This window comes from Streptomyces sp. Sge12 (genome assembly GCF_002080455.1).
GTDB lineage: Bacteria > Actinomycetota > Actinomycetes > Streptomycetales > Streptomycetaceae > Streptomyces.
The window spans coordinates 5720775-5745892 of the sequence record NZ_CP020555.1 but is presented as its reverse complement, the minus strand read 5'-3'; the positions used below and the strand labels follow the sequence as shown (position 1 = coordinate 5745892).

Here is a 25118-nt window from a genome sequence, read left to right as displayed (position 1 = left end):
CGGCCCAGATGTGAAGGAACCTACATGCGTGTACTCCTGACAGGAGCGACTGGTTACAGCGGTTTGATCGTTGCCTCCCGGCTCATGGATGCCGGGGCCCACGTTCGGGGCCTGGCAAGCCGTCCCAGCGACCTGACCCAGAAGCTGGAGAGCACGGGTGGTTTCACTTTCCATCAGGGAGACCTCCGTGATGCTCAGACGCTCGCCGAGGCAGTCAAAGGCGTCGACGCGATCGTCCACTTTGCCGCCATCGTCGGCGACCCCGCCAGCGCACGTGAGCCGGACCTCGCCCGCCAGGTGAATGTCGAGGCGACCAAAGTGCTCTTTGACGCTGCTGACCGATCGGGCGTCAACCACCTCGTCTTCGGCTCAACCTGCAGCGTGTACGGCCGTCACACCGGGGGCGTCGCCACCGAAACCACGCCCGTAAACCCAGTCTCCCTCTACGGCGAAACCAAGGTTGAGGCGGAAGACTATCTCCTCAGTCAGGGCGGCGACGTCAACGTCACCGTCCTGCGGCTAGGCACGGCTTACGGTGTATCCCCAAAACTGCGACTCGATCTCATCGTCAACCAATACGTTCACGAGGCCACCACTCGTGGTGAGATAACCGTCATGGGCCCAGAGGCATGGCGCCCCCATGTCCATGTGCAGGACCTCGCGCAAGCAGTGGACAGCGTTCTGGCCGATCCCGGCGAAGCACGCCAGCAGATCTTCAACGTCGTCACAGAAAACATGCAACTCAAGCAGGTCGCGGCTCTGGCCTCGGCGGCCCATACCGGTCCCGTCCGTATCGACTATCGAGCGACGGTGGACGATCGACGCGACTATGCCGTGTCAGGTGAGAAACTACTCAACAGCCTCAGCTATACGCCGGGCTGGACCGTCGCGCAAGGCGTCCGTGAAGTCCGCAACCACCTCGTCTCCGCCGAGTCCTCCGCCGAGTCCTCCGCCCGGGACCGGACACCCAGAATCTCTGCCAGTGCCGCCCGTTCACGCTCCACCACCACACCGGACGGCCCACGGCGCAGGCCGCCCGCCGACCCCGGAACCACACCTGGGGTTCCAGGAACGACGCCGCCACAACAGCAGCGCGGCCGCGGCCGCGGCCGGTGAGTTCCGTAGGTGCCGAGGCAGGGGCGGGTGTGACGGTTCGCCAGTCCGCAAGGTCTGTTCACCCGAAGTCCCCTGGGCTCGGCCCCGCCGTGCACTCCATTGCAGGAATCGCCCCCGGCGTCGCCTCGCTCTTCCGAACAGCCCAGACAACCTGATTGGAAACCGAATCCACTATGTTTGACAAAGAGACCTCCAGTCGAGGTTGGACCGTTGGAGAACTCCGCCAAGCGCTGGAGAACCTCCCCGCTGACACCCCGCTGCTGGCGTACGGGCCGGCAGCGCCGGGTTCCGATGCCGTCCAGGACTACATCATCGTTACGGCAGGATTCGGTTCACAAGACACTGGTGACGGCCGCGGTCCGCAACCCAGTCGCGAATTCCAGATCGGTGTGGCCTACCCCGACAGCGCCTTCTACCACAATGACAAGTAAGCCCATTTCACGGCCCTGACGGGCCCGTACGTGCCGTGCGCCCGACGGGAGGAAGCTCCCCGCCGGGCGCACGGCATTTCAACCGCTCCGACGGGCTTCCCGGACGGCCGCCACGGCTCCTGGTCAGTCCTCCGCGATCTGGCGCCATGCGCTGGGCACGACACCGGGCATGCGGTGGCCGATCTGGTGCTCGCCCTTGGTGCAACCCGCGAACGGACCGCTGGAGTTCCGCAGTTCCCGCAGGCAGGGGTCGAGATGGTCTCGGTGCCAGGCCGACGGTCCGGTGTAGCCGCAGGTGGCAGGGTCCGTGAGTTCCTGCCAGGCCAGCCACAGGGCATGCATGCGCGCGACGGCGACGGGGTGCTCGAACCACACGTGGCACCACCTGGCCTCGGCGGACGGCTCGGCCAGGTACCCCGGTACGAGTACTCCCTCCACCCACTCGATCAGCGCGCGGAGCTCGTCGTCGTACTGCGGGGAGTCGAGGAGCAGGATGAACGGCGGGAACTGCGCCTCGTCCGCTTCCTGTCCGCCGTTCTCCTCGCCGCTGACCATCGGTCCGTCGTCTGCGGGGGCCTCGCCCTCGTCCGCGTCGGCGGCTTCGGTCAGGGCTTGGACCTGCGCCGTGAGGCGGGCGACCTGGGCCTTGAGGTCTTCCAGGTTCTGGACGGGCGCGACGGGCACCTCGAAGTCCGGAAGGTCTGGCTCATCGGGCACCGCGGGCCGCCTTCCTCTGTTCGTGTGCTGCGACGGCCCGCTTGGTGATGGAGAGTTCCTCGGCGGCCATCTGCGGGCCGATGTGGGCCATGGCCTTCTCCGCATACCAGGGGCGCAGGCCGATCTGGGCGACGGGCATGCCGGTGGCCATCAGCAGGGCTGTGCCCTTCTTCATGGCGCGGATCTCTGCGGGGTCGAGCACCTGTTCGCGCTGTTCGGAGTAGCTGCGGCTGTAGCCCTCCTTGCTCTTGGAGTACGAGCCGCGCTCGACGTGGTGCGCGCCGGTGAGTGTGCTGACGTCGCCGGCGAACTTGGCGTCGTCCAGGCCGACGCCGATCAGCTTCTTCGTCGCCGCCGACCACAGGGCGTCCATGCCGACCTCGCCCCACGCCTTCACGCCCTGCCGGTAGCTCTGCAGGATGACGAACGGGGTGATCCCCCGGGAGCCGAGGTGGCTGTAGAGATCGGGCAGGTCGGCAATCCTGCAGATGTTGGCGGCCTCGTCCAGGACGGCGCGCATCGGCTCGGGCAGGCGGCCGCCGTGGCGCTCGCCCGCCTCGGCGCCGGCGGTGAAGACCGCGTCCGCGAGCGCGGCCACGACGGCGGAGGCGGGACCGCCCTTTTTGCTCAGCAGGTAGAGCGTGTCCGTGCTGGTGGCGAAGTGCTCGGGGTCGAAGGACGGGCGGTGCTTGTCCGGCGTCACCCACGCCAGGACCGCCTCGTCGCGCAGTGCGGACATCGCGGTCCGGGCGTTCTGGTAGATGCCCGACTGGGTCTCCTCGGCAATGTTGATCGACGAGTCGACCTGCTCGGCGAGTACCGGCTCGTGCTGGTAGAGGACCCGCAGGGGGGCTTTCTCCTTGGGGTCGGACAGCCACTTCATGACGTCGCGGACGCTGCCGCCCTCCCACCAGGCGGCGCGGAAGAGCCCGACGAGGAGGTCGCCCGCGGCCTGGCTCCAGAACGGGTCGGCCTGCTCGGAGGTGATCTGCGTGACGAAGTGGCTGGCGAGCCGTTCGGCGCCCTCCAGCGTCTCCGCCTGGGCGACCATGTCCCACCACATCTCCCGCTCGGACTGGGCCACGCCCTGGGTGTCGAGGATCCAGGCCTGGCCCTTGCGGGAACGGGAGAGCAGCGTCGCGGCGTAGACGTCCGCCTTGTTGGACGTCATCAGCAGGGCGCCGGGCGCTTCCTCGGCCACCGGGATGGCAAGCGACGTGGACTTGCCGGCGCGCGGCGCCATGATGGCCACGTACGTGTCCTCGTCCGAGCCGCGCAGTTCCACCCCGGACGGCAGGTGGTCGCCGAGGAGTACTCCCCGGTCGCGGGCCGGGAGGTCCTTCGGCTTGGTGTTCCTCAGGGAGATCCGCAGGCGGGTCGCGGTGCGGGCCGCGTGCTTGGGTGTGAGCTCGCGGACCTGGTGCAGGGTGGCCAGGCCGGCCGGGTTGCGGAACCAGCGGAAGGTCACCCGCAGTGCCCACACGACCAGGGCGACGACGGCGACGTCGAACAGGGCGGCGCCGACGGCGGAGGCGGTCTGCGAGTGCGGCCAGGCCCCAGACCAGTCGGAGGCCATCTGCCAGGCGGCCACCAGGGAGAGCGGGAAGGAGGCTACGTCCTCCCCGGTCAGCAGCGCGCCGGCCGCCGCCCCCGCCCAGGTCGCGACCGACAGGGTCACCGCGCCCCCGAGGAAGATGCCGCCGGCGGCCCATGCGCGGTCGTTCTCGGTCATCATCGGCTGCCGCTCCCCGACGTCGTCGTCCGTCGCTGGTTGGTGTCCGTGCGATAAAGGCGCTGCTCTGTCACGGTCAGCTCGAGCGCGCAGGCGATCCCGGGCCTCGCCCCGACCTTGATCATGTATTTTCCGCGGCCCGGGTGGCGGGCTCCTTCTTCCTCCACCTGGCGGCTGCTGTCCCCGGCACCCTCGTCGTCGCTGTAGCTGGGGTCGATGTCCAGGCCGGTGGAGGTCGCCGACGACCACGAACCGATCATCATCCGCTCCTGCTCCGTCAGGGACCGCTTGCCGGTGACGCGCTGCAGCTCCTCCTCCGAGGAAGCGCCGATCACCCAGGTGTCGCAGCGGTCCATCAGGCCGCGCGCCTTCGCCCGGTCCATCTCCGTCGGCAGCGCCTCGACGTCGAGCAGGGAGTGCGTCACGTAGATCGTCACGTCGTCGGTGACGCGGTTGAGGCGGCTGATCGCGTCCATGGCGTCGACCAGGCCCGGACCCGAGCGCAGCGCGCGCCACATCTCGTCCATGGGGAGTACGAGCTTGCGGTCCATCAGGCCGATCGAGCGGGCGCTGTCGATGCTGCTGTACGTGTATGCCCAGGTGGCGATCATGCCCGCGCTGACGACCTCGTTGCCGCGGGCCCGCAGGGCGGAGATGTCCACGGAGACCGCGGGCGCGTTGATGTCGAGCGGGGTGGTGGTCGGGCCGTCGAACAGGCCGCGCAGCGGGCCGCCGATGAGGTTGTCGAGTCCGGCGATCACCGAGCGGGTCAGGTCCCGGTAGCGCTCGCCGTCCGCGGACAGCTTCGCCCGCAGTTCCTCCGGCCCGTGGCGCAGGACCTGGACGACGTCCGCGACGACCGGGTCGGTGCCCGACTCGTGGGCGGCGGAGGCTATCTGCACGGCGGTGTCGAGTGCGCTGCGCTCGATCTCGTCCGCCGGTCGCCCCAGTCCGACCTTGGTGGACAGCAGGGCGACCAGGGTCTCCAACCTCCGGCCGTTGAGGACGTCGAGCAGTGCCTGCCGGCGTTCGACGGGCAGGGTGTGGACGCGGCCCTTGAGCGGGCCGGAGTCCAGGGGGTTGATGCGGCCGATGCCGTCTCCGATCCGCACGACGGAGCCGCCCAGCTCGGAGATCAGGGTGCTGTACTCGCCTTTGACGTCCCCGGGGACACACACCATGTGGCCGTACGACGAGTAGACGAGGCACACGCGCTTGACCAGCGCGGACTTTCCGGCGCCGGGCTGACTCATCACCCACACGCCAGGGTTGGTCGTCAGCTTTCCGGTCCAGCCGGACGGGTCTATGCACACGAGCTCGCCGGTCAGGACGTCCCGGCCGACCGGGACGCCGCGCGGCGGCAGGCCCGAGCCCAGCAGGAACGGATAGACCCCGCTGGCCTGGGTGGTGGGGCCGGTGTAGACGGTACCGGTGTCCTCGACGGGTACCCTCCCGCCGAACCGGCCGCCCCAGCCGAGCCGGGGGGCGAACCGGTCCCGCAGCTTCTTCTCGGCCCGGCGCTCCTCGCGGCTCGGGGCCTGCTCCACCGTACGGGTCACGCGTTTGGGCGTGGTCACCGACGGCGGCTTCGGCGTGCGCGCCATGATCATCAGTCCTTAACGAGCGGGTTGTAGCCGATCGGCAGCCCGGCCGCGAACACCGCAGCCTGAGCTCCGTAGGCCGGGCGCATGCGGATGCCGCGCATGGCCTTCACCGCGCGGTCGAGTTCCTGGCGCGCGGCGGGCAGGTCGGTGGCGGTGCGGGCGGTGACGGTCACCATGAGCGTCCAGTCCGCGACCTGGGAGCCGCCGGCCATCTGGGCCGCGGCCTGTTCCGCGCGCTGGGTGTCGGCCCGCTGGGACCACTTCGCGCGGCCCTTGACCTCGGCGGTCGCCTGCGCCCGCTGGTGGGCGTGGCTGATCTCCCGCTCCAGCACCGCCTCGCCCTCGTAGGGGTCGAGCACCCGGTAGGCGAGGGTGATCCTGCGCTGGAACTTGCCGGGCGCCAGCAGCGGCAGGAGCACGCTGTACGCGATCGGCCGGCGGGGCATCTCACGCAGCACGTACGACAGGGACACACCGCCGTCGTGGGCGTATTCCTCCCATCCGTCGTCGGCGGCCTGCGGCCCGCACTCCGACCAGCTGAGGTCGGAGAAATCGCTGTCGCGGGCGTTGAAGACGGCCGGGTCGTACGCACTGCGCACCAGGCGGCGCAGGTCCACGTCGGTGGCGCGCCGCTCGATGTCGGTGCCCGTACCGGACAGGTCCAGCGAGTCGACGGTCTTCAATGCCTCCCCGACCTGCTCGGCGAGGTCCGTGGGCGGGTTCGCGGCAGCGTTGGGGTCCACCGTGACCGACATCCACGACGCCACCGAGGCAGTGGCCCGCGGGGTCGTGCGCACCAGCTCGCTGATGATGGCCTTGGCCAGCTCCGGCGCGTCCGGGTCCTGACGGGATGCCACGTCGTCACCGAGTGCGTCCCCCGCCCCGGGGGTGATCTGGATCGTCACGGACGCGCCCCTGATCAGTTCGTCCGTGCTCATGGCGTCCAGCACCGATCCCCAGGTGCGCAGGCTGCTCTGCACCGAGCTGGTGGGCGCCATCAGGCTGCCGCCCGGGGCGAGCAGGGTGCTGATCGTCATCCGCCCTGTCACCCGGTCGTGGACGACGCCGACCGACTTGCCCGAGGTCGGGTCGTGCGCCTTGATGAGGGTGGACGATGCGCCCACCCCGGGCAGGTCCAGCGCGTACGGGTGCGGCAGCAGCAGCCGCCGGTAGGACGTGGCCTCGATCCGGGTGGCCCGCCGCCACGACGCCTTCGCCCAGTAGTAGGAGAGCGCGGACATGCCGTGGCGGCGGGCGGCTGCAAGCCCGAACCCCGCCAGGGTCAGCGGCAGGGTGACCAACAGGGTGATCGGCGCCTGGGTGCCGATCACCCCGTCCGCAAGCAGCACCATCGCCCCGACGATCGTGGCGCCCTTGGAGAGCCCGCCGAAGCCGAAGCTCCGCCGGGTACGGAACCCTTCGACCATCAGGGTCCGCGGCACCTCGTGAGCCGTCACTGCTGATTACCCCCGCCCATCTGTCCACTTGCTCCCTGGACGGTGTCGTTGACGCCGTCAATGACCTTGATTGCGAGCACAGCCGGGCCTGCTGCAGCAGCCGTACCGGTAGAAGCGGCTGTGCCTGCCGTACCGGTCGTGGCCGCGGTCTTGCCGGCGCCGACGGCTGCTTCTTCGCCCGTGGCCTGGGCCGGAATCCTGCCGCTCTCGTTCCGGGCGGCCTGGGCCTGGGCGTCGGCGCCCGCGGTGCCGTCCTGGCCACCGCCGCCCTGCGGGCCCATGCTCTGCTCGACGTACTGTGCGCGCTGCACGGGGCTGGCCGGCTCCCCGCCACCGCCGCCACCGCCACCGCCACCACCGTCGCCACCGACCTTGTCGCCGAGGAAGCCCGCGGCAGCGCCCAGGGCGCCACTGGCCCCGCCCATGGCCATTCCGCCGCCGACCGCAGCGCCGAAGGGCGCGAAAATCTTGCTCAGGGGGCCGGGGGCGAGTACCCCGAGGAGCAGGGTGGCGCAGCCGCGAAGCCATTCCGCGAGGGTCTGACTCTTGCCGAACTCGCTGAAGCCCGTGCACACGATGATCGCGAGGATCGGCTTGTAGGCCACGATGACGAGTCCGCTGGTGATGAGCTTCGGTGCCCACTGGCGGGTGACGTCGCCGCCCGTCCGTCCTCCGCCGGCCACGGGCAGAAGCAGGCAGATGATCGGAATGGCGCTCTGGCGCAAGAACACCATGACCAGCTGCACGAAGCCGACGATGACCATGAGTTGCACGATGCCGAGCATGAGAATCGGGTTGCCGACGCCCTTGGGGATCATGACCGCGATGATCCGCTCGAAGGCTGCGTTGTCGTCGGCGAACGTCGCGTTCACCAGGCCCGTGCTGATGGCGTCTCCGATCACCAGCAGCGTCGCGAAGAGACTCACGCCGATGGTGGACAGGACCATGTTCTCGACCCACCCCAGCATGGAGCGGCCCACGTGCTTGGCCTGCCCGGTGAGGGCCATCTTGCCGATCTGCCACATGACCCCTGCTGCTGCGATCACCAGCCCGAGCCACATGAGCATGCCCGCGAGCGTGGATTTCCCGCCCCACAGGCCGGTGCCTTCCAGGTCCACCGACGGCCCCATGAGCGCCACGGTGAGCACCTTCTTGAGGACCCAGTTCGCCGCGTCCTCGATGGCGACGATGATGTCGCCCAGCATGCTCTTCTTGACGTTGTTCCACTCCTCCTTGATCTTCTCGGAGGCGGCCTTGCTGACCTTGTCGCAGAGGTTCCCGCTGCCGAATCCGCCGGCTATCCCTCCGATGGGCCCCAGGATGGTGCCCACCACAGCGCCGGCGCCGACCTTGCACGCCACGTTGATGCCGCCGGAGATCGGGTCGGCGGCCGCGGGCTGCGGCGCGGACACCGACATCGCGAAGACGGCGGCCAGGGCGAGCAGCAGGCCCGCCAGGCGCCGTCTCACGACGCTTCCCGGATGGCCGTCCAGCCGCCCGTGTTGAACTCCGCGTCGCCGGGCGCGACCATCGGAGGCTGGGCCTCGCCCGCGACGTCCTGCTGGGCCCGGCTGGTGGCGGCCGCGGTCAGCTTCCAGTCGCCGTCCTGCCACTGCACGCCCAGCAGGGTGCGGGTGTAGGAGCCGTCCTCCTGCTTCGTCTCCCCGGTCTTCTGGACCACCCGGGTCAGCAGCCACACGCTGACCTCGTCGGCTGCCTTCTTGACCACTTTGTAGCCGACGACGGTGCCGCGCACGTAGGCACCGGACGGCAGGGGCTGCCCGGCGCTCACGCCCATCTCCTGGGACAGGGCTGCATCGGCCTGCTGCCCGGCCGTGTCGATCTTCTTCGCGTTCTCCGCGGTCTGGTCGCTCTTGCCCATGTAGGAGTGGTAGATCCGCAGCTGCTCGTCCGTGGTGGACGTCTCGCCCTCGATGCGGGTGGCGCTGGCGGCCGCGGCCATCGCCGCGGCGCCCTCCACGGTGTGCGGGAATCCGACCTGGCTCCCGCGGTCGTCCGTGCGCTGCCCCCGCGGCAGCGCCGTCCACCGCTCGGGCTCGGTCCAGTCCGCCGGCGCCGCGTACGTCGGCGCGGGGCTCGCCGCACCGGTCGCTCCCGGGCTGGCGCTCGCCCCGCTCTTGGCCGGGGCGTCCGCCCCGCCGTCGCCTCCGGCCAGCATCGAATAGGCCGTCAGGACCAGGACCGCGGCCAGCGCTACGCCGGCGGCCCAAATGCCTTTGGTGTTCCACGTCCCCCTCGTCCGCGACATGTCAGCCGCCCGCGATTCCGTTGAGGATGGTGATCAGGGATCCGGCCAGCAGGATCGCCGCCACCCCTCCGCCCATCCACTTGAACGGCTCGCTGCCGCCGCCGCTGCGGCTCTTGTCCGACACCGCGAGCTTGTAGACGCCGAACGCGGTTCCGCCGACCCCCGCGAGGATCAGCAACCACAGCCCATATCCGAAGATCTTCGTGACGGGGCCGTCCATCCCGGGAATGGCGGTAGGCGATCCGCCCGGTATCAGCGCGGCGAGCGTGAAGAGCTCGGTGGAGGTGGTGGTCATCGTCTGGTCGTTCCTTCCATGGTGCGCCGCAGCCGTCCGGCGGCAGCCAATACGTCTTTGTGTTCCAGAGCCTCATCAGCGGTTCTGACGCCGCGCAGTACCGGCAGGTACGGAACCCTGGCCACCCCGGCCAGACGTCCGCCCAGGGCACGCAGTAGGTAGCGCGCGTCGGGCACCGGCGGGGCCGGGGCGTCGGAGACGAGCACCAGCCAGGGCTTCGGCAGCGGGCCCCAGCGCTGAAGCAGTTCCTCCACGCACGTCATGCCGTAGACCGTGCTCTCGGCCAGCAGCACCGGCTGCGCTCCGTACGGCACGGGCTCGGCCGGCGCCAGGACGCGGGCCCGCGCACCGTCGCCGTCGCCGTCGCCGTCGCCGTCGCCGTCGAGCATCCGCGCAACGGTCGCCACCGCAATGCCGTATCCGTGCACGGGAATCAGCGCGTAGCGGAGTGCAACCGTCGGCACGTGCGCCGGGGTTGATGCCACCGGTTGGATGGTCACACCGCAACTCCCCCCTGTGTCTTGTGTTTAAGGACCACGAACCTGGTTCGCGGGCCCCCTGAGGCTAGCGTGTCCCTCTGTCGATCCGGAGCAGGGTTTTTCAGATCATCGGAGGTCAGGTCGTTGATCGCGTCCCGCGGAGGACCGTCGCCGCAGGGGGTGCGTCTGATTTCCCGACCCGTACGAAGAACTGGACGTCAGGAAGATCACTCCTGGCATGTCATTTCAGGCCAAATCTCAAAGATGGATTCCAGCCACACTCGCGGGGTGCCGAAACCCGCTCCCGAGCCGCCCGGCTTCGCCCGGTACGAGACCTCGCGAAGCCTTCGCGATCCGAAATCTCCACGCCTGGACGACCTCTGAACCCCGTCAACAAGCGCCACTACGCCCCCCGCCGGACGCGGACGCCCTGCCCGCTGGTGCGCAGCCACCCGGACGGCCGGCGCATGCACCGCTCACACCTCGACAAGCGGACCCACTGGCTCCGACGCTCTCGAGCGATCTGACCCCACCTCAACTCGAAAGCGCAGGTGAACCATCACGTGATCTAGTACGCCCGAAAGCGCACCACCCGAACAACGACCGCAAAGCGAGACTCACGCCCGCGGGGGGACCACATGAAAGTGCTCGTCGGAGCCGCCATCGCGGTGATAGCCGCCATCGTGCTGCCGCTCACCGCCCTGACCGCCGTCGTCCTGCTCGACGACGACGCCAAGGCCGCCGACGCAACCGACGGGGGCGGCGGGCTGCAGGGCGTGCCCGCGGAGTTCCGGTCCTGGATCCTCCAGGCCGACGCCGCCTGCCCGGAGCCCGAGATGACCCCGGCTCTGCTCGCCTCCCAGCTGTGGGCGGAGTCGAAGTTCAAGACCACCCGGAGTGAGGCGACCTCCGAGGCCGGCGCCCAGGGCCCCGCACAGTTCATGCCCGGCACCTGGGCCACGTGGGGCCGGGACGCCGACGGCAACGGCGAGGCCTCCCCCTGGGACATCGGCGACGCAGTAACGGCCCAGGGCCGCATGATGTGCTCGCTGCTCAAGCAGGCCAAGTCCTCCGGATACGGCGGCGACCCGCGGGCGCTCGCGCTCGCCGGATACAACGCCGGATGGGGAGCCGTCGAGGACTACCGCGGCGTGCCACCCAGGTCCTTCGCCCGCGGCGAGACCTACGACTACGTGCACGACATCCTCGCCGAGCTCCCCCGCTTCCAGGGCCCGGGCCTCCTTGAGATCTCCGGCTCCGGCAGCGGTGCGGACGCCCTGCGCAGAGCCGCAGCCCGAGCAGGCACCCCCTACTCCTGGGGAGGCGGCAGCCCCTCCGGCCCGACCACCGGCTTCTGCGACGGAACCAACGGCTACCTGAACGGCAGCTGCTCGGCGAGCTCCACCGTCGGATTCGACTGCTCCTCACTCGTCCAGTACGCGTACTGGCCCAGCATCCAACTGCCGCGCGTCGCCGCCGCCCAGTACGGCGCCACCTCCAGCCGACCGGTCTCCCGCGACGCCCTCAAACCCGGAGATCTCCTCTTCTGGTCCCACGGCAGCTCGGGCAGCATCTACCACGTCGCGATCTACGCGGGCGACGGAAACGTCCTGCACGCCCCGCGCACCGGTCGCGTCGTCGAGCTCCAGTCACTCGTCTCCGCCATGCCGGCCGGGGACTACTTCGGGGCCACCCGCCCCTGACCGCTCCCCCGCCGGACACGACACGTGCCGCAGACCCGGAAATGGTCTGCGGCACGCGCGCGTGGGCTATCGGGTCCTGCCCGACTTCGCCGCCGGTGCAGCCTCCCGGTGCGGGGCCACACCCCGCTCGGCAGACGCCCCGCCCTTGGCCGCCTGCGCCTTGGCAGGGCCCACGGTGGTCGACTGCGACCGCGCTGCCGCCGTGTTGACCGTCTGCCGCCCCACGGCCGGGGCCTCGCCCGGCGGGTGCGAAAGAACGTGGGCCGCTGCATGTGCCAGGCGCGACCCGGACGTTCCCGGGCCCTTCTCCCACGACGTGTCCTTCATCAGCCCGGCAAGGTGGTCCGCGACCGGCTTTCCCTCGCTCTCCATCTTCGCCATCCGCGCGGCCACCAGGGGCCACTGCTTCGAGGTCACCATCAGGTTCGCGTCGTTCTCCCGGCCGGGCATCGCGTCTCTCACCAGCTGCACGAATCCCTCGTTCTCCTCAAGGGAGATCGAGAGCTGGCGCAGGGCCCGCACACGGTCGCCCAGGTCGAGGTTCGCAGGGATGTCGAGCCCCGTCGTCAGCGGCCCCCACGACAGCAGGGCATCCCTGCTCGTGGTCGGTACCTCGCCGGCCGACATCACCTTCGCAACCGCCCGGTCCACGCCGATTCCCTCGTCGTGCGCGGAAGCCAAGATCTTCCGTACATCAACGCCCCTCTCCTCCAGCCTCGCCATCGTCGCCGCGATGTCGGGCCACGTCGGCGAGGACAGGATCGCCTCGCGCACCGGCCCGGCGGGCAGGGTCTCGCGCAGCATCCGCTCCCACGTCCCTGTGCCCTCGCCGGCCACCCGGGACTCGTTCGCGGCGACCTGGTCCCGCACGGTCACCGCGATCTCCCCGATACGGGGCAGCAGCTGCTCCAGGTCCACTCCGGCCGATTTCAACGCCATCAGCTGCTGTGCCATCCGGGGCCAGTCCGCACCGGCCGTCAAAGCCATCGCGACGTCGGCGGGAAGCAGGTCCTTGAGTTCCTGCTTCGCGTCCTCCTTCGCCTGCTCGACGGGCGGCAGGTCGTCCTCGTCGCCCTTGTTCCGCCGCTGCTGGTGCCGTCGGACGGCATCGGCGATGGCCATGATCAGCCGCACTGACATGACGGCGGTCTGTACCGCCTCGCCCGCCGCCTCGGCGAACGGTTCCCCCTCGGTGGGTGTTGCCACTGCTGATCTCCCCTCGTTGGCGGACCCTCTTCGGGCCCTTGGCCTGCTCAGAACTCTGCCAGGGCACCTGGGATTCGGCCGGGAAGGCCATCTCGCCGGCCTCCAGAAGCGCCCGGCCGAGCCGTGTGCATGCAGGGCGGGCGGTGGCGGCGAATTCCAGTCGAGCACACCTCCGCCCGCATGAAGAACGGGACCATCCTCCGCAGCTGCCGCCAGAAGGGCGACGGCCTCCACCACGCCGCCGCCACCATGCACAACCTCGCCCTGACCGGTGAAACAGCAGCTCAAACGCCACTCAGACGACATCAGCACCGGAACCCTCGGGTGGCACCTCATCGGCTGAGGCAGCGACGAGCAAGCCTCACATATCACTGGCCGCAACCGAGTTGAGATTCCGAGGATCAGAGATCTGTTCCCCGGCCGGGACGATGACCTTCTGGAGACCGCGGTCTACGAGGTGCCGCCCGCGCTGTACTCGGCGATGCAGAGTGCCATCCCGCACCTGGAGTTCCGTGAGGGCTGGAATACCAGATCGGTGGATTCCTCCTATCATTCTGAGCTTGCCGGCTCGGATGCAGCACTCGCCGATTGCGAGGACGCGTCCGACGTCGTAACGGGGAGCCGGCCGCCGGTTCTTCGAGCCAGGAGGGCGGCTGGGGCCGGGCCGGCCGGGGAAGTCACGGGCGGCCATCCAGATGGTGAGGTCGCGGGCGATGTCGTTGGTGCTGGTCGCCGTGGTGCCGCGACCAGGGTCGACACGGTGTCAGCACGGCATGGGGAACTGACAGGTCAGACGTCCCGCGTCGACCTCCGTCCGCCGGCGTCGGGCCCATCGGTGAGGGTGGCCCTGGATATGCCCATCTCGGCCGCGACATGTGCAACGCCATGGGTTCCCGGCAGCTCACGCCACACCGGAGACCCTCGGCATGTCCAAGACCTGCCGAGTGTCGACAACACTCGTGATCAATACGCCTAGGGGGCCCGCAGGCTGCGGACGTCCAGGTGGCGCAGCACCCGGTCCACGATCTCCGGGTCGGAGCCCGGTTCGCTGCGGGCGGCCAGGATCTCGTGGCGGGCGGCCGACATCATCTCGCGCTGGATCCGCTGGATGTCGCGCAGCCGCTCCACCCGCTTCGCGTACGCCTCGCGGCGTTCCTCGTCCACCATGTCGGGGCTGATCCTGGCCCCGACGTCGTAGGCGCGCCGGTACAGCTGCTCGGTCAGGTCCTCCGGGAGGTCCTCCACCTCCTGGATCTCCCGCAGCCGCTGCTTGGCCGCCTTCGCCGCGCGGATCGCCAGCAGGCGCTCGGCGTCCCGGTCGGCGTCCGTGTCGGCCTCCACGCCCAGCCGCCGCACCAGCCACGGCAGGGTCAGCCCCTGGCACACCAGGGTGGTCATGATCACCGCGAACGCGATGAAGATGATCTGGTCGCGCCCGGGGAAGGGCTCACCGGCGTCCGTCCGCAGCGGAATGGCGAGGGCCAGGGCCACCGAGGCCACCCCGCGCATCCCCGCCCACCACATCACCACGCTCTCCCGCCAGCTCAGCGGGATCTCCTCGTCGTAGTCGCGCCGCTGGTGCAGCTTCTGCGCGAGCCAGCCGGCCGGCAGCAGCCACAGCAGCCGTACGCCGACCACCGTCGCGACCACGACCGCCGCCCAGCCGGCCATCTCCCACGCGCGGTCCTTCGCCGTCCCGAAGACGTTGTGCAGCTCCAGCCCGATCAGGCCGAAGGCCACACCGGTGACCAGCGTGTCGACGACTTCCCAGAAGGTGTGCCCGGCGAGCCGCCCCAGCACGTCGTCGGCGTCGCTCGCGTACTCGGCGAGGAACAGGGCCGCCGTGAGCACGGCCAGCACCCCCGAGCCCTGGAGCTCCTCCGCCACCACGTACGCGACGAACGGCACCAGCAGCGTCAGTCCGATCTGCAGGGTGGCGTCACCGAGCCGGCCCATGAGCCGGTTGGTGATCCAGCCGAGCGCGAGCCCGACGGCCACGGCCACCACGGCGGAGAGCACGAACTCCCCGAGCGCGTCGGGCCAGGAGAAACTGCCGCTGACGACGGCGGCGACGGCCACGTGGTAGAGCACGATGGCCGTCACGTCGTTGAAGAGCCCCTCGCCCTCCAGGATCGACACCATGCGGCGGGGCAGCCCCAGCGATCCGGCGACGGCGGTGGCGGCCACCGGGTCGGGCGGGGCGACGAGCGCGCCGAGCGCGACGGCCGCGGCGATCGGCAGACCGGGCACGACCGCGTTGGCGACGGCGGCCACGGCCGCGGTGGTGACGAACACCAGGGCCACGGCCAGCAGCAGAATGGGCCGGACGTTGGCCGCGAACTGCCGCCAGGAGGTGCGCTGCACGGAGGCGTACAGCAGCGGGGGCAGCACCAGCGGCAGGATGAACTCGGGCGGGATCTCGACGTTCGGCACCGCCGGCACCAGCGCGAGGACCACCCCGCCGATGGTCATGAGGACGGGCGCGGGCAGTTTGAGCCGGTCCCCGAGCGGCACCGTGATCACGGCCCCGAGGAGGAGCACGAACAGCAGAGCTAGCTGATCCACTCCCCCACCCTGCCAGGCCGCCGCGCTCGGCGGTGCGGTGACGGGCCCGCGGCTCCGTGTCGGGCTCCGCCCGAACCCCTACGGCACTCCGCGCCCGCACCCCGACCGCCGGCGGGGCTGAGGGATTCAGCCGGGCAGCGGCCGGGTCCGGCCTCGCCGGCGTTCGAGGCGCGGGGTCCGGGGCGGAGCTCCGGCAACGGCGCCGAGCGCCATCGCCCCGGTTACGGCAGTGGCCGCCGCATGGCGCGGTGGGGGATGCCCGCGTCCTGGAACTCCGGGCCGTAGGACACGTATCCGAGCCGCTCGTAGAAGCCCAGCGCATGCGTCTGCGCGCCCAGGTCGACCGCGGTCAGGCCCCGGCGGGCCGCCTCCGCCTCGATCGCGCGGACCAGCGCCACGCCCACGCCCAGCCCGCGCGCGGACTTGGCGACGGCCAGCCGGCCCAGCGAGCCCACGCCCTGCGAGCCGCCGGTCTTCGCCAGCGCCGCGTCCCCGTGCAGCAGCCGGCCCGTGCCCAGCGGCACCCCGTCCGCGTCCACGGCCAGGACGTGCACCGCGTCCGCGTCGTACGCGTCGTACTCGATCGACTCCGGCACCGACTGCTCGACCACGAAGACCTCGGACCGCACCGCGAAGCAGGCCTTCAGGTCCTCCTGCGAAACGGCGACCCGGACCTCGATCCCGGCCTCGGCCGGCGAGGTCACTCGCTCTCCGCCCGGATCACGTCCAGGGCGTGCTGGAGGTCGGCCGGGTAGGTGCTCTCGAACTCGACCCACTGCCCGTCCGACGGGTGCTCGAAGCCGAGGCGCACCGCGTGCAGCCACTGCCGGGTGAGGCCGAGCCGCTTGGCGACGGTCGGGTCGGCGCCGTAGGTCAGGTCGCCGACGCAGGGGTGCCGGTGCGCGGACATGTGCACGCGGATCTGGTGCGTACGCCCGGTCTCCAGCTTGATGTCCAGCAGCGAGGCGGCGCGGAAGGCCTCGATCAGGTCGTAGTGGGTGACGGACGCCTTGCCGTCCTGGGTCACCGCCCACTTGTAGTCGGCGCTGGGGTGGCGGCCGATGGGCGCGTCGATCGTGCCGCTCATCGGGTCCGGGTGGCCCTGGACCAGCGCGTGGTAGCGCTTGTCCACGACCCGCTCGCGGAACTGGTTCTTGAGCGAGGTGTACGCGCGCTCCGACTTCGCCACGGCCATCAGTCCGGACGTGCCGACGTCGAGGCGGTGCACGATGCCCTGGCGCTCGGAGGCGCCGGAGGTGGAGATCCGGTAGCCGGCCGCGGCGAGGCCGCCGATGACGGTGGTGCCGGTCCAGCCGGGGCTCGGGTGGGCGGCGACGCCGACCGGCTTCATGATGACGACGATGTCGTCGTCGTCATGGACGATCTCCATGCCGGGGACGGGCTCGGCGACGACCTCGACCGGCCGGGCCGGCTCGGGCATCTCGACTTCGAGCCAGGCGCCACCGTGCACACGCTCGGACTTCCCGACGACACTGCCGTCGACCGACACCTTCCCCGCGGCCGCGAGATCGGCCGCCTTCGTCCGGGAAAAACCGAACATACGGGCGATGGCGGCGTCGACGCGCTCGCCCTCGAGGCCATCGGGAACGGGCAGGGTGCGGATCTCGGGAATCGTACTCACCCGTCGAGTATGCAGGACGGGGCGGACGAGCCGTCCCGCGATCAGTCCTTGTGGACGGTCCCGTCCGGGTCCAGCCCCTTGAAGGACAGCAGGACGATCAGGATGCCGCCGCACACGATCGCCGAGTCGGCGAGGTTGAAGACGGCGAAATGGGCCGGCGCGATGAAGTCGACGACCGCACCCCGGAACACGCCCGGCGAGCGGAAGATGCGGTCGGTCAGATTGCCCAGCGCACCGCCCAGCAGCAGGCCGAGCGCGATCGCCCACGGCAGGCTGTAGAGCTTGCGGGCCAGCCGCACGATCACCACGATCACGGAGGCCGCGATGCAGGTGAAGATGATGGTGAAGGCCTCGCCGAAGCCGAAGGCCGCGCCCGGGTTGCGGACCGCCTCGAACTTCAGCAGCTCACCGATGATCTCGATCGGGGGCTGGTGCTCCAGCTTCGCCACGACCAGCATCTTCGTGCCGAGGTCCAGCAGGTAGGCGAGCAGCGCCACGACGAGCAGAGCCGTGATCCGACGGCGCCCCTTGGGCCCGGCGGACTCCGGCTGGGCGTCGTCCCCGACCTCCGGCGTACCGATGATGCGCTCCGCCTCTGCCACGTGAGTCCCTCGAACTAGCTCGAACCAGGCTCCTCCTGGACCCTGACGGACACGAGGGTACGTCAGGGTCCCCGCGGACCGCCTGCCCCACCTCGCCGGACCCCGCCGCCGAATGAGACCGAACGACACCCCCTAGTGCCTGCGCTCCTGCTTCTGCTTGCAGTCCACGCACAGTGTGGCCCGCGGGAAGGCCTGCATCCTGGCCTTGCCGATGGGCTGCCCGCAGTTCTCGCAGAGCCCGTAGGTGCCCGCCTCCAGCCGTTCCAGGGCCCGCTCGGTCTGCTCCAGCATCGAGCTGGCGTTCGCCGCGAGCGCCAGCTCGGACTCCCGGGTGATGTTCTTGGTGCCCGTGTCGGCCTGGTCGTCGCCCGCGCCGTCGCCGGAGTCCCGCATCAGCCCGGAGATGGCGACCTCGGAGGCGTCCAGCTCCGCCCTCAGCCGCAGCACCTCCGACAGGAGCTCCGTACGGGCGTCCTCGACCTCCTTGGGGGTCCAGGGGTCCTCCCCGGGCCGTACGGCGAGCTCGCCGGGGGCCAGGGCCGCCGTGGCCCGTGCCTTGGGGAGCCCGCTGGTGGCGGCCGCGGCCGTCTTCCTCGCCGCACCTGCGCTCTTCTTGGCAACCACTTTCCGGACTCCCGTCTTCTTCGCGGCATGCGCCGCCCCCTCGGCCCCGGCCTTCTTGGCCGTGACCGTCCGCTTCTCGACGGCGGTCGTCTTCTTGACGGCGGTCGCCTTCCCGTCCGGTGCGCGCGCGCCGGCAGCGGTCCTCCGGGCAGCGGTCGCCTTCTTGGCGGGAGCCGCGTCCTCGGAGCCCTCCGCCTTCCCGGCGGCCTTCCCGACAGCCTTCTTGGCAGTACTCCCGGCGGTCTTCTTCGCCACCATGGCCGCGGCCCCTTCACATACTGTGATCTTTGCTCGCGAATCGTGCCGGAACGATAAATCGACACCGGCCCCGCGGCAACGGGGCACGCATCCATCGAGGTCAACCTGCATCCGTTGTGCCCATCAGGAGCCCCGGTAATCCGCCCCTCCCGCCCCACCCGAGTCGTAACCGGCCGCCCGGGCCCATTCGGGTCACGCCGGGGGCGTACGGGGGTCGCGCGCGGCCCCTCCCCGCGACCCCGCCACGCCGGGCCGCGGGCCCCCGCACGGGCCCCCGTAAACCGGTCTGCCGTGCACCCCCCGGGCCCGTACACTGGGCCCAGCGAAAGGCATGGACGGGGACGAGTAGCGTCGTACGCAGCCAGGAGCGACCCGGGGACGGTGAGAGCCCGGGGGCGAGCGCGATGCGAAGGATCACCCCTGAGCCGCCGGAAGAAAGCCCGCACGGCATCCCCGTGCGGCGAGTAGAACCGGCTTCGCACCTCAAATGAGGGGGCCATCGGATCCGTCCGGCGGCCAAGGAGGGTGGTACCGCGGGAGCAGGCGTCCTGGATTCTCAGGAAGGCTCTCGTCCCTCCGGACGGAAGTGACATCCCGCCGGAGGAAGAGTTCAGCCTCATGACCACACCGCCGCAGTACCGCCCGGTACCCGCCCAGGTCGACCTGCCTGCCCTCGAGCATGCCGTCCTCGACTTCTGGCGCGAGAGCAAGACCTTCGCCAAGACCCTGGAGCAGTCCGAGGGCCGCCCCGAGTGGGTCTTCTACGAGGGCCCGCCCACCGCGAACGGCATGCCCGGCGCGCACCACATCGAGGCCCGCGTCTTCAAGGACGTCTTCCCCCGCTTCCGCACCATGCGCGGCTACCACGTGGCCCGCAAGGCCGGCTGGGACTGCCACGGCCTGCCCGTCGAGCTCGCCGTCGAGAAGGAGCTGGGCTTCAACGGCAAGCAGGACATCGAGGCGTACGGCATCGCCGAGTTCAACGCCAAGTGCCGCGAGTCCGTGACCCGCCACACCGACGCCTTCGCCGAGCTCACGACCCGCATGGGCTACTGGGTCGACCTGGACGACGCCTACCGGACCATGGACCCCGAGTACGTCGAGTCCGTGTGGTGGTCGCTCAAGGAGATCTTCAACAAGGGCCTGCTCACCCAGGACCACCGCGTCGCCCCCTGGTGCCCCCGCTGCGGCACCGGCCTGTCCGACCACGAGCTGGCCCAGGGCTACGAGACGGTGGTGGACCCCTCGGTCTACGTCCGCTTCCCGCTGACCTCCGGCCCCCTCGCGGGCGAGGCTGCGCTGCTCGTCTGGACGACGACCCCGTGGACCCTGGTGTCCAACACGGCCGTGGCCGCGCACCCCGAGGTCACATACGTCGTCGCCACGAACGGCGAGGAGAAGCTGGTCGTCGCCCAGCCGCTGCTGGAGAAGTCCCTCGGCGAGGGCTGGGAGGCCACCGGCGAGACCTTCACGGGCAAGGAGATGGAGCGCTGGACGTACGAGCGCCCGTTCTCCCTCGTGGAGTTCCCGGCTCCGGCCCACTACGTCGTGAACGCCGAGTACGTCACGACCGAGGACGGCACGGGTCTGGTCCACCAGTCCCCCGCCTTCGGCGCCGACGACCTCGCGGTCTGCCGCGCGTACGGCCTGCCCGTCGTGAACCCGGTCCGCCCCGACGGCACCTTCGAGGAGGAGGTCCCCCTCGTCGGCGGCGTCTTCTTCAAGAAGGCCGACGAGAAGCTGACCGCCGACCTCGACGCGCGCGGCCTGCTCTTCAAGCACATCGCCTACGAGCACAGCTACCCGCACTGCTGGCGCTGCCACACGGCCCTGCTCTACTACGCGCAGCCGTCCTGGTACATCCGCACCACCGCCGTCAAGGACGCGATGCTGCGGGAGAACGAGAAGACCAACTGGTTCCCGGACTCCGTCAAGCAGGGCCGCTTCGGCGACTGGCTGAACAACAACATCGACTGGGCGCTGTCCCGCAACCGCTACTGGGGCACCCCGCTGCCGATCTGGCGCTGTGAGGAGAACCACCTCACCTGCGTCGGCTCCCGCGCCGAGCTGAGCGAGCTCTCCGGCCAGGACCACGCGAACCTGGACCCGCACCGCCCGTACATCGACGACGTGACCTTCCCCTGCACGGCGGACGGCTGCTCGCTGGAGGCCGTCCGCGTCCCGGAGGTCATCGACGCCTGGTACGACTCGGGCTCGATGCCGTTCGCGCAGTGGGGCTACCCGTACAAGAACAAGGAGATCTTCGAGAAGCGCTACCCGGCGCAGTTCATCTCGGAGGCCATCGACCAGACGCGCGGCTGGTTCTACACGCTGATGGCGGTCGGCACCCTCGTCTTCGACAAGTCCTCCTACGAGAACGTGGTCTGCCTGGGCCACATCCTCGCCGAGGACGGCCGCAAGATGTCCAAGCACCTGGGCAACATCCTCCAGCCGATCCCGCTCATGGACCAGCACGGCGCGGACGCGGTGCGCTGGTTCATGGCGGCCGGCGGCTCCCCGTGGGCGGCCCGCCGCGTGGGCCACGGCACGATCCAGGAGGTCGTCCGCAAGACCCTCCTCACGTACTGGAACACGGTCGCCTTCCAGGCCCTGTACGCCCGTACGTCGAACTGGGCGCCGTCCGCCGCCGACCCGGACCCGGCCGACCGCACGGTCCTGGACCGCTGGCTGCTCTCGGAGCTCCACACGCTCGTGGCCGAGGTCACCGACGCGATGGAGTCGTACGACACCCAGCGCGCGGGCAAGCTCCTGTCCGCCTTCGTGGACGACCTGTCGAACTGGTACGTCCGCCGCTCGCGCCGCCGCTTCTGGCAGGGCGACGCGGCCGCGCTGCGCACCCTCCACGACGTGGTCGAGACGGTCACCCGGCTGCTCGCCCCGCTCACGCCGTTCATCACCGAGCGGGTCTGGCAGGACATGGTCGTCCCGGTCACCCCGGACGCCCCGGAGTCGGTGCACCTGTCGTCGTGGCCGGTGGCGGACCGGGCGGCGATCGACCCGGCCCTGTCCCAGCAGATGCAGCTGGTCCGCCGCCTGGTGGAGCTGGGCCGGGCGACGCGCGCCGAGTCGGGCGTCAAGACCCGCCAGCCGCTGTCGCGGGCCCTGGTCGGTGCGGTCGGCTTCGACGCGCTGTCCCGGGAGCTCCAGTCACAGATCACGGAGGAGCTGAACGTCTCCTCCCTGGCCTCCCTGTCCGAGGTCGGCGGGTCCCTGGTGGACACGACGGCGAAGGCGAACTTCCGGGCGCTGGGCAAGCGCTTCGGCAAGGGCGTGCAGGACGTGGCGAAGGCGGTGGCCGCGGCCGATGCGGCGGCGCTGTCCCTGGCCCTGCGGTCCGGCACCGCGGTCGTTGCGGTGAACGGCGAGGAGGTGGCCCTCACGCCGGAGGAGGTCATCATCACGGAGACCCCGCGCGAGGGCTGGTCGGTGGCGTCCGACTCGGGCGCGACGGTCGCCCTGGACCTGGAGATCACCCCGGAGCTGCGGCTGGCGGGCCTGGCCCGTGACGCGATCCGCCTGATCCAGGAGGCCCGGAAGAACTCCGGCCTGGACGTCGCGGACCGGATCGCGCTGCGGTGGTCCTCCGCGGACCCGGAGGTCGCCACGGCCCTGACGGACCACGCGGCCCTCATCGCGGACGAGGTCCTCGCGACGGACTTCGCCGAGGGTATGGCCGACGGCACGTACGGCGCCGAGTTCACGGACGAGCCCCTGGGCCTGACGTTCCGCCTCCGCAAGGCGTAACCCGCCGACCCGAGCGGCCCGTCCCCTCCCGGGTGGGGGGGGGACGGGCCGCTTTCGTCTGCCCCGCCATGTCCTGGGGCGCAGCCCCGGTCTTTCAGCCCGTCCGGCGTTTGAGGACCGGGGGTCCGGGGGCCGGCCCCCGGGAGCCGGGCCGCACCCGGGTACGGGAACGGGCCGGGCCCGAGGTTCCGTAGAACCTCGGGCCCGGCCCGTAGAGCGCGGCTGCCGACCGCAGAACGGCGGCGGCGCCTAGTTATCGTCCTCGTCGATCAGGAAGCCCCGCATCGGCGACGGCGCCTGCATCGGCTGCGGCGCAGCCGGCCGCACCGGAGCCATCGGCTGGGTCATCGCCGGGGACATCTGCTGCTGGTTGCCGCCGTAGGACGGGGCACCCATCGGGGAGGGACCGCCCATGGGGGACGGCCCGCCCATCGAGGGACCGCCCATGGAGTGGCCCATCGCACCGGCCGGAGCCATCGAGGGCGACGGCGACGGCGGCAGCGCGGGACCGGCGGGGTTGCGCGGCGGGGCCAGGGAGTCGTCGGCCTGGGTCTCCAGCTGACGCAGCTGCGACTCCAGGTAGGACTTCAGACGCGTACGGTACTCACGCTCGAAGCCCCGCAGGTCCTCGACCTTGCGCTCCAGCGTGGCGCGGGCGGACTCCAGGGAGCCCATCGCGACGCGGTGCTTCTCCTGGGCGTCCCGCTCCAGCGCGTCGGCCTTGGCGCGGGCGTCCCGCTCCAGGCCCTCGGCGCGCGACCGGGCCTCGCCGACGATCTTGTTGGCCTCGGAGCGGGCTTCCGCGATCGCCTGGTCGGCGGTCTGCTGCGCGAGCGACAGGACGCGGGCGGCGCTGTCGCCACCGGGGCCCTGCTGCGGGAGCTGCGGCTGCTGCATCTGCTGCATCGGCTGACCCATGGGCTGCATCTGGCCCATCGGCTGCATCTGCTGGCCCATGGGCTGCATCTGCTGGCCGAGCGGGTTCTGGCCGCCCATCGACTGCTGCTGCTGCATCTGCTGCTGCTGCTGACCCATGCCCTGCGGTCCGCCCATGGGGTGCTGCTGCATGGGACCGCCCATGGGGCCGCCCATCGGGCCGGGGCCCTGCTGGCCCTGGCCGCCGGGGCCCGGCGGGAGCTGCGGCGCACCGCCCGGCAGCTGGGGCGGGCCCATCTGCGGGTTCTGCTGCTGCGGCGGGCCGGATATGGCCGCGGGCACGGGGGCGCCGGGGCCGCGCTGGTCCTGGGGCTCGGGCTTGCGCATGCCCTGCTGCTGCTGGTTCTGCGCGGCGGCGCGCGTGGCGGCGGCCAGCTTGGCGCGCAGGTCCTCGTTCTCGCGCAGCAGTCGCGTCAGTTCGGACTCGACCTCGTCGAGGAAGGCATCGACCTCGTCCTCGTCATAGCCTTCTCGGAGGCGGACGGTCGTGAACTGCTTGTTCCGCACGTCCTCGGGAGTCAGCGGCATGTCTTCTTCACCTCTACGTAGTCGTCGGCAGTCGGCAAGACCGTATCGGGACTGTCCCCACGCGTGCGGGGAAGCTCATCGTTCACACGCTTCTCGCAGCGGTGCTCACGAAACTGATGAGGATGTAAACGATGATCATCAGAACGAAGAAGGACAGGTCGAGTGCCACGCCCCCGAGACGCAACGGCGGAATGGCCCGCCGAAGAAGCTTGAGCGGTGGATCGGTGACAGTGTAGGTGGCCTCCAGAACGACCACCATCGCCTTGCCGGGTGTCCATGAACGCGCGAACTGGAACACGTAGTCCATGACCAGTCGGAAGATCAGCACGATGAGGAAGCACATCAGCGCGATGTAGACCACTTGCAGTGCGACGCCCATCCCGCGCTTCCCTCTCCCCGTCCTTCGTTCTGTTCCCGGCCCCGTGTCTGACGGATCGGTCTAGCTTTGGTTGAAGAACCCGCCCTCCGCGATGCGGGCCTTGTCCTCCGCCGTGACATCGACGTTAGCAGGCGACAGCAGGAACACCTTCTGTGTCACGCGTTCAATGCTGCCGTGCAGACCGAACACGAGTCCGGCGGCGAAGTCCACGAGACGCTTCGCGTCCGTGTCGTCCATCTCCGTGAGATTCATGATCACCGGAGTGCCCTCACGGAAGTGTTCCCCGATGGTACGGGCCTCGTTGTAGGTCCGGGGGTGCAGCGTCGTGATGCGGTACGGCTCCCGCTCGGAGACGACCTTGGGCATGATCACGGGGGCGTTCTTCTCCAGGTTGGTGCGATCAGGTGTGATGGATGCCACGGGGGCGATTCGCGCAGGACGTCCGTTTTCCACCGGAATTGGGATGGGTTCGCGCTGCGCCGGAGGCTGTACGGCTCGTACCGGTTCGTCCGATACGGGCGATTGGTGGACGGGCTGCTGTCGGCGATCCCGTTCCCGAGCCCGCTCCATCTCCGGCTCGGGCTCGAACTCGTCGTCGGGGTCGTACCCCGGGTTGTCGTACCGGTCGTCCTCCACGAGGCCGAGGTAGACCGCCATCTTGCGCATCGCGCCGGCCATTCTCCGAGTCCTCCGCTCTGTGGTGGATCGCCCTGTCGCAGGTGCCGCCGTGTCACGAATGTCACCAACTGCCCGCGATCCACGTGGTCTGCCCGCCCATCAGCGGGAATGACCATATTTTCTGCTGTGGTC

The 25118-nt window shown here is 70.4% G+C and carries 21 protein-coding genes and 1 pseudogene; 5 read left to right on the top strand and 17 right to left on the bottom strand.

What is annotated here, in order from left to right:
• The first annotated feature begins 24 nt into the window (after positions 1–24).
• Positions 25–1116, top strand: coding sequence for an NAD-dependent epimerase/dehydratase family protein (locus tag B6R96_RS25745; RefSeq protein WP_159396363.1), 1092 nt, complete (start codon positions 25–27; stop codon positions 1114–1116).
• A 173-nt stretch (positions 1117–1289) separates the two neighbouring features.
• Positions 1290–1547, top strand: a complete 258-nt coding sequence (locus B6R96_RS39015; RefSeq protein ID WP_384511546.1) for a DUF6225 family protein — start codon at positions 1290–1292, stop codon at positions 1545–1547.
• Positions 1548–1670: 123 nt separating this feature from the next.
• On the opposite strand, the gene B6R96_RS37345 is transcribed toward B6R96_RS39015, so the two are convergent.
• From B6R96_RS37345 to B6R96_RS25705, 8 genes are read right to left on the bottom strand one after another with little or no spacing between them, the layout of a single operon-like run.
• Positions 1671–2264 (bottom strand): DUF4913 domain-containing protein, encoded by a 594-nt coding sequence (locus tag B6R96_RS37345; protein ID WP_237291524.1) that lies wholly within the window; start codon positions 2262–2264, stop codon positions 1671–1673.
• Positions 2254–3999, bottom strand: coding sequence for a type IV secretory system conjugative DNA transfer family protein (locus tag B6R96_RS25735; protein ID WP_081523761.1), 1746 nt, complete (start codon positions 3997–3999; stop codon positions 2254–2256). Before B6R96_RS25735 ends, B6R96_RS37345 begins: the two co-directional genes overlap by 11 nt.
• Positions 3996–5600: an ATP-binding protein gene (locus B6R96_RS25730; RefSeq protein ID WP_081525255.1), complete on the bottom strand. Its 1605-nt coding sequence runs from the start codon at positions 5598–5600 to the stop codon at positions 3996–3998. Before B6R96_RS25730 ends, B6R96_RS25735 begins: the two co-directional genes overlap by 4 nt.
• A 5-nt stretch (positions 5601–5605) precedes the next feature.
• Positions 5606–7057, bottom strand: a complete 1452-nt coding sequence (locus B6R96_RS25725; RefSeq protein ID WP_237291523.1) for an SCO6880 family protein — start codon at positions 7055–7057, stop codon at positions 5606–5608.
• Complete coding sequence (locus tag B6R96_RS25720) at positions 7054–8526, bottom strand: hypothetical protein (RefSeq protein ID WP_081523760.1); 1473 nt, start codon at positions 8524–8526, stop codon at positions 7054–7056. Before B6R96_RS25720 ends, B6R96_RS25725 begins: the two co-directional genes overlap by 4 nt.
• A complete protein-coding gene (locus B6R96_RS25715) occupies positions 8523–9326 on the bottom strand; it encodes a hypothetical protein (protein WP_081523759.1) in 804 nt (267 codons plus the stop codon). Before B6R96_RS25715 ends, B6R96_RS25720 begins: the two co-directional genes overlap by 4 nt.
• Before the next feature lies 1 nt (position 9327).
• Positions 9328–9621 (bottom strand): hypothetical protein, encoded by a 294-nt coding sequence (locus B6R96_RS25710; RefSeq protein WP_053169072.1) that lies wholly within the window; start codon positions 9619–9621, stop codon positions 9328–9330.
• The gene (locus B6R96_RS25705) at positions 9618–10121 is read right to left on the bottom strand and encodes a hypothetical protein (protein ID WP_159396361.1); all 504 of its coding nucleotides are present in this window, start codon (positions 10119–10121) and stop codon (positions 9618–9620) included. Before B6R96_RS25705 ends, B6R96_RS25710 begins: the two co-directional genes overlap by 4 nt.
• 617 nt (positions 10122–10738) lie before the next feature.
• Between B6R96_RS25705 and B6R96_RS25700 the strand changes: the two genes are divergently transcribed.
• On the top strand, positions 10739–11803 hold the full coding sequence (locus tag B6R96_RS25700; RefSeq protein ID WP_081523757.1) for a C40 family peptidase: 1065 nt from the start codon (positions 10739–10741) through the stop codon (positions 11801–11803).
• A gap of 66 nt (positions 11804–11869) precedes the next feature.
• Here B6R96_RS25700 and B6R96_RS25695 read toward each other — a convergent pair whose 3' ends face one another.
• Entirely contained in the window at positions 11870–13009 is a 1140-nt protein-coding gene (locus tag B6R96_RS25695) for a hypothetical protein (RefSeq protein ID WP_081523756.1), read from the bottom strand.
• A 150-nt stretch (positions 13010–13159) separates the two neighbouring features.
• Between B6R96_RS25695 and B6R96_RS36970 the strand changes: the two are divergent.
• A pseudogene (locus tag B6R96_RS36970) lies at positions 13160–13282 on the top strand (IS5/IS1182 family transposase); the annotation flags it as partial.
• A 699-nt stretch (positions 13283–13981) separates the two neighbouring features.
• Here the strand turns inward: B6R96_RS36970 and B6R96_RS25680 are convergent.
• The 5 genes from B6R96_RS25680 to B6R96_RS25660 form a co-directional block, all read right to left on the bottom strand.
• A complete protein-coding gene (locus B6R96_RS25680) occupies positions 13982–15574 on the bottom strand; it encodes a Na+/H+ antiporter (protein ID WP_030385564.1) in 1593 nt (530 codons plus the stop codon).
• A 221-nt stretch (positions 15575–15795) separates the two neighbouring features.
• Complete coding sequence (locus B6R96_RS25675; protein ID WP_081523753.1) at positions 15796–16278, bottom strand: GNAT family N-acetyltransferase; 483 nt, start codon at positions 16276–16278, stop codon at positions 15796–15798.
• Complete coding sequence (locus B6R96_RS25670) at positions 16275–17216, bottom strand: RluA family pseudouridine synthase (protein ID WP_030385566.1); 942 nt, start codon at positions 17214–17216, stop codon at positions 16275–16277. The genes B6R96_RS25675 and B6R96_RS25670 overlap by 4 nt, the downstream gene beginning before the upstream one ends.
• A gap of 41 nt (positions 17217–17257) precedes the next feature.
• Positions 17258–17818: a signal peptidase II gene (gene lspA, locus B6R96_RS25665; protein ID WP_030385567.1), complete on the bottom strand. Its 561-nt coding sequence runs from the start codon at positions 17816–17818 to the stop codon at positions 17258–17260.
• 132 nt (positions 17819–17950) lie between these two features.
• Positions 17951–18700 (bottom strand): TraR/DksA family transcriptional regulator, encoded by a 750-nt coding sequence (locus B6R96_RS25660; RefSeq protein WP_053702202.1) that lies wholly within the window; start codon positions 18698–18700, stop codon positions 17951–17953.
• A 618-nt stretch (positions 18701–19318) separates the two neighbouring features.
• Between B6R96_RS25660 and ileS the strand changes: the two genes are divergently transcribed.
• Positions 19319–22465 (top strand): isoleucine--tRNA ligase, encoded by a 3147-nt coding sequence (ileS, locus tag B6R96_RS25650; protein WP_081523752.1) that lies wholly within the window; start codon positions 19319–19321, stop codon positions 22463–22465.
• A 249-nt stretch (positions 22466–22714) separates the two neighbouring features.
• Here ileS and B6R96_RS25645 read toward each other — a convergent pair whose 3' ends face one another.
• The 3 genes from B6R96_RS25645 to B6R96_RS25635 form a co-directional block, all read right to left on the bottom strand.
• On the bottom strand, positions 22715–23929 hold the full coding sequence (locus tag B6R96_RS25645; protein WP_053169086.1) for a DivIVA domain-containing protein: 1215 nt from the start codon (positions 23927–23929) through the stop codon (positions 22715–22717).
• 82 nt (positions 23930–24011) lie between these two features.
• On the bottom strand, positions 24012–24308 hold the full coding sequence (locus B6R96_RS25640) for a YggT family protein (RefSeq protein WP_030385571.1): 297 nt from the start codon (positions 24306–24308) through the stop codon (positions 24012–24014).
• A 60-nt stretch (positions 24309–24368) separates the two neighbouring features.
• Positions 24369–24986: a cell division protein SepF gene (locus B6R96_RS25635; RefSeq protein WP_030031797.1), complete on the bottom strand. Its 618-nt coding sequence runs from the start codon at positions 24984–24986 to the stop codon at positions 24369–24371.
• Positions 24987–25118: the final 132 nt, after the last annotated feature.

Bases quoted from the DNA above. Each gene is read 5' to 3' on its own strand.
- B6R96_RS25700 (WP_081523757.1), top strand. From the start codon at position 10,739: ATGAAAGTGCTCGTCGGAGCCGCCATCGCGGTGATAGCCGCCATCGTG.
- B6R96_RS39015 (WP_384511546.1), top strand. From the start codon at position 1,290: ATGTTTGACAAAGAGACCTCCAGTCGAGGTTGGACCGTTGGAGAACTC.
- ileS (WP_081523752.1), top strand. From the start codon at position 19,319: ATGACCACACCGCCGCAGTACCGCCCGGTACCCGCCCAGGTCGACCTG.
- B6R96_RS25735 (WP_081523761.1), bottom strand. From the start codon at position 3,999: ATGATGACCGAGAACGACCGCGCATGGGCCGCCGGCGGCATCTTCCTC.
- B6R96_RS25745 (WP_159396363.1), top strand. From the start codon at position 25: ATGCGTGTACTCCTGACAGGAGCGACTGGTTACAGCGGTTTGATCGTT.
- B6R96_RS25660 (WP_053702202.1), bottom strand. From the start codon at position 18,700: ATGGTGGCGAAGAAGACCGCCGGGAGTACTGCCAAGAAGGCTGTCGGG.
- B6R96_RS25730 (WP_081525255.1), bottom strand. From the start codon at position 5,600: ATGGCGCGCACGCCGAAGCCGCCGTCGGTGACCACGCCCAAACGCGTG.
- B6R96_RS25635 (WP_030031797.1), bottom strand. From the start codon at position 24,986: ATGGCCGGCGCGATGCGCAAGATGGCGGTCTACCTCGGCCTCGTGGAG.
- B6R96_RS25715 (WP_081523759.1), bottom strand. From the start codon at position 9,326: ATGTCGCGGACGAGGGGGACGTGGAACACCAAAGGCATTTGGGCCGCC.
- B6R96_RS25640 (WP_030385571.1), bottom strand. From the start codon at position 24,308: ATGGGCGTCGCACTGCAAGTGGTCTACATCGCGCTGATGTGCTTCCTC.
- B6R96_RS25645 (WP_053169086.1), bottom strand. From the start codon at position 23,929: ATGCCGCTGACTCCCGAGGACGTGCGGAACAAGCAGTTCACGACCGTC.
- B6R96_RS25710 (WP_053169072.1), bottom strand. From the start codon at position 9,621: ATGACCACCACCTCCACCGAGCTCTTCACGCTCGCCGCGCTGATACCG.